Source organism: Desulfovibrio sp. 1188_IL3213 (assembly GCF_036763145.1).
Classification (GTDB): Bacteria; Desulfobacterota; Desulfovibrionia; order Desulfovibrionales; family Desulfovibrionaceae; genus Desulfovibrio.
This window is the reverse complement of record NZ_JBAIYR010000333.1, coordinates 1-2571: the sequence shown is the minus strand read 5'-3', so window position 1 is coordinate 2571 and position 2571 is coordinate 1. Positions and strand designations below refer to the sequence as shown.

At 54.4% G+C, this 2571-nt stretch carries 2 protein-coding genes and 1 pseudogene; all 3 read left to right on the top strand.

The window, feature by feature from the left end; genetic code table 11:
- The first annotated feature begins 795 nt into the window (after positions 1 to 795).
- Positions 796 to 1176 carry a desulfoferrodoxin gene (locus V6C16_RS11040; protein ID WP_291438989.1) on the top strand — a complete coding sequence of 127 codons (381 nt, stop codon included), beginning with the start codon at positions 796 to 798 and terminating at the stop codon, positions 1174 to 1176.
- Positions 1177 to 1244: 68 nt separating this feature from the next.
- Positions 1245 to 1382 carry a rubredoxin gene (locus V6C16_RS11035; RefSeq protein ID WP_012625631.1) on the top strand — a complete coding sequence of 46 codons (138 nt, stop codon included), beginning with the start codon at positions 1245 to 1247 and terminating at the stop codon, positions 1380 to 1382.
- Between the two features lie 99 nt (positions 1383 to 1481).
- Positions 1482 to 2447, top strand: a pseudogene (locus V6C16_RS11030) (FprA family A-type flavoprotein); the annotation flags it as partial.
- Positions 2448 to 2571: the final 124 nt, after the last annotated feature.

The following is a 2571-nucleotide window of genomic DNA, read 5'->3' as shown; positions in this document are numbered from 1 at the left end:
TCCCAGACCAGCCCGCCCAAGGCTCTGCCGGAACCCCCTGAGCACACAAAGGCCATGCCGGAAAGCTCCGCGTCATCCCCTGCCGTCTCCCCCGCGCCCGGCGTATCCGGTGCCGCCCACGAGCAAAAAGCAGCGCAAAAAACGGAAAACCGTTAAATCACCGCAGGATGCCATTGCCCTGTCCCCGCCGCGCAGGCGGCATGAATAAAGACAAACAGAGTATTTCAGACGCCAAACGCTCTAGAGCAGATTAACTTTGAGAATGTATATTCTCAAAGTTTAAGGCACGCTCACTTCGGCGTTTAACCGCGCAGATAAACTGCGCTTACGCCTCCGTAGCGAACGTCTGCTCACGCAGCCGTCCGAGCAATTTAAAAGTTAAATTGCTCTAGACAGCGTCGTCACGAGATGAATTTCCTTGGTATATCAAGGAGAACGAGCCTTTTATGCAGGGAGTGTACTCTTATGGTACTCAACCGGAATAAAAGGCGAAGTTCGACGCAGAGATACCGGGAAAGGCGCTCGTGACGACACTGTCTAGTCATAACAGAAATAAGATGGCATAGTCGCCTTGGTTCTGCCGGAAAAGCTTTGTGCCTTGCTTCGCCCGCTCACTATTGATAATGGCTATTATTTTTCATAAAAAAGACTTTACTTTGCTCAGGACTTCTTACACAATAATTATCGGTATCCGGGGCTACAGGGGCATCCGCGCAAGTGCGGGCCTTTCGCCCGGCTGCCCCGGCGGCAACCTAAATCAAGGCCCATGCCGGCCAAAAAGCAAGTGAGGAAACCATGCCCAAGCATCTGGAAGTTTATAAATGCACTCATTGTGGTAATATTGTTGAAGTGCTGCACGGCGGCGGCGCCGAACTCGTGTGCTGTGGCGAACCCATGAAGCACATGGTCGAGGGCGCAACCGACGGCGCTATGGAAAAGCACGTGCCTGTTATCGAAAAAGTTGACGGCGGCTACCTGATCAAGGTGGGCAGCGTGCCTCATCCCATGGAAGAAAAGCACTGGATTGAATGGATCGAACTGCTGGCCGACGGCAGAAGCTACACCAAGTTTCTCAAGCCCGGCGATGCGCCCGAGGCTTTCTTTGCCATTGACGCCGCCAAGGTGACCGCCCGCGAATACTGCAATCTGCACGGGCACTGGAAGGCTGAAAACTAGATCCGCCGCAAGGCGCATTACAGAAGAGGCGCGGCAGCCCCGCGCCATCTCCCAAGGAGGATTCCCCAATGCAAAAGTATGTTTGCAATGTCTGTGGCTACGAATATGACCCCGCCGAACACGATAACGTTCCCTTTGACCAGCTGCCCGACGACTGGTGCTGCCCCGTGTGCGGGGTGAGCAAAGACCAGTTCAGCCCGGCCTAACTTCGGTCTTTTCCTGCATTTTTCCCCGCTTTGCCGTAACTTTCGGCAAAGCGGGGCTTTTCGTAAAGGGGAAGACCAAACACTTCGGAGAATATATAGATGCAACCTGTTGAAATCAAAAAAGACATATACTGGATAGGCTACGTAGACTACGACCACCGGGATTTTCACGGCTATTCCCGCTCCCCGGACGGTTCCACCTACAATGCCTACCTCATCAAAGACGAAAAAAACGTCCTTATGGACACGGTATCCTCAGGCTGCGAAGGCGCCCTTCTGTGCCGCATGGCTAAGGTTCTGGAGCCTGAAAAAATCGATTATATCGTCTGCAACCATATGGAACTTGACCACGCCGGCGCGCTTGAAGCCATCGTGGAACGCTGCAAACCCGAAAAAATTTTCGTGTCGCAGGCGGGCCTCAAGTCCATGGCCGGATATTTTTCCTGCAAGGACTGGCCCGTACAGGCCGTCAAAAGCGGCGACAGCATCAGCATAGGCAAGCGCACCATCGTATTTCAGGAAACGCGCATGCTGCACTGGCCCGACAGCATGGTGTCATACATTCCTGAAGAAAAGCTGCTCGTCAGCAATGACATCTTCGGGCAGAACATCGCCAGTTCCGCACGCTTTGTGGACGATTTCGATGATGATGGCGAATATGTACGCCGCGTCAAGGAATACTACTACAATATCGTGCTGCCCTACTCCCCGATGGTGCTCAAGACCCTGCCCATTGTGGAGCAGCTGGACATCGACATGATCGCCCCGGACCACGGCCTCATCCATCGCGGTGAAAAGGCCGTGCGCCGCATTATCGACATGTACCGCACCATGGCCGAACAAAAGCCGCAGCAGCGCGCCCTCATTTTTTACGACACCATGTGGCAGTCCACTGAATCCATGGCCTATGCCGCATGCAGCGGTCTGGAAGAAAACGGCGTGCCCACCCGCCTCATGTCGGTCAAAAGCAATCACCACAGCGCCATCATGACCGAACTGGCCGACTGCGGCGCAGTGCTGGCCGGTTCGCCCACGCACAACAACACCGTGCTGCCCCTGGTGGCCATTTAGCTGTTCGTAGTACGTATAGGTCACTTGCGTGAACAGGGCCTCTGCTTCTGGGGGCAAAATGGGAACTTGATCGCCGCGAAAATAGGAACCTGTCATGGCGACAATGTGGGCCGATGAA